Here is a 1,109-nt window from a genome sequence, read left to right as displayed (position 1 = left end):
CCAGGTCTAAAGACATTAATAATGGGAGTGGGGTAGAAGTCAGAGGTGACTTCTACCTCACTCCCATTTATAAGTCTACTAACCGATGTTTAATTGCATAGTGGAGAAGTTCTGCATGTGAAGCAAGGTTTAATTTTTGCATAATCTTTGTCTTATGGGCTTCAACAGTTTTAGGGGATATAAACATCTTAGTAGCAATTTCTTTGTTAGTATATCCGAGAACAATTAACGGTAAGATTTCTTGCTCACGTTTCGAAAGAGCAACGTAATTTCCTAAATCGAAGTGCGGAGAACCGCCTTTGATAACTAATAAATCTTTCTTCGTTACCATAATATTATTGTCTAAGTATTTTTCACCATTAATAGCGTGTCTTAGGGCATGAACTAGTTCTTTTGGAGAGGAGCTTTTAAGGATATAGCTATTTGCGCCATTATAAATTGCCTGATTGATGTATTGAGGTTCATTACGAGAAGAAAAAATAATAATTTTGGTGTTAGGGAAATGTTCATGAATTCTTTTAATTGTGATCAGACCATTTTCACCAGGTGGCATCGCTAAATCCATAATAATGATATCAATGTCACCTTGTTCAGCCCGCAATGAGGCATCTATTCCGGTTGCTTCTTCAGCAATTACTTTAAAATTATCTAGTTGTTCAACCAGATTTTTAACTGCCATTCGAATGATTGGATAATTATCCGCCACAAGTACTCTATACATCAATAAACCTGCTTTCATTCTTAAAGTTATCTCTTCTTCAGTATCTTCTTTTTGCTAATTATTATCAAGATCCAAAAATTATTTTTTACACTTGCTGAAATAGTTTCAATAAACGGCTGGAATAATTGTGAAAATTTATTGCAGACCGCGAGAATAAAACTAATGCTGTAAAATAAAAGAGGATCATTGATGACATGACAACATCAATGGTCCACAGTAGAAGTATGTTGGCGAAAGTGATTGCAGAATCACCTTCGCCTTTTATTAGTGCGCCCGGCATGGGTATTAGCTAGGTGGTGAAAGTCCGCTATGGGCCGTAGTAGTCGGAACCATGAGCTGAGGACAAGGGTGTCCACCGTGAGGTGGAATCTGAAGGAAGTCTAAGGCA

General features: G+C 37.0%; 1 protein-coding gene. It reads right to left on the bottom strand.

Features of this window, described 5'->3' with window-relative positions; genetic code table 11:
- Positions 1-67: 67 nt before the first annotated feature.
- Positions 68-721, bottom strand: a complete 654-nt coding sequence (locus AACL61_RS02075) for a response regulator transcription factor (RefSeq protein ID WP_339110914.1) — start codon at positions 719-721, stop codon at positions 68-70.
- Positions 722-1,109 lie beyond the last annotated feature (388 nt).

Source organism: Limosilactobacillus reuteri subsp. porcinus (assembly GCF_036621895.1).
Lineage (GTDB): Bacteria > Bacillota > Bacilli > Lactobacillales > Lactobacillaceae > Limosilactobacillus > Limosilactobacillus reuteri_J.
The sequence above is the reverse complement of the archived record's forward strand: the minus strand, read 5'-3'. Positions and strand labels throughout refer to the sequence as shown.

Bases quoted from the DNA above. Each gene is read 5' to 3' on its own strand.
- AACL61_RS02075 (WP_339110914.1), bottom strand. From the start codon at position 721: ATGTATAGAGTACTTGTGGCGGATAATTATCCAATCATTCGAATGGCA.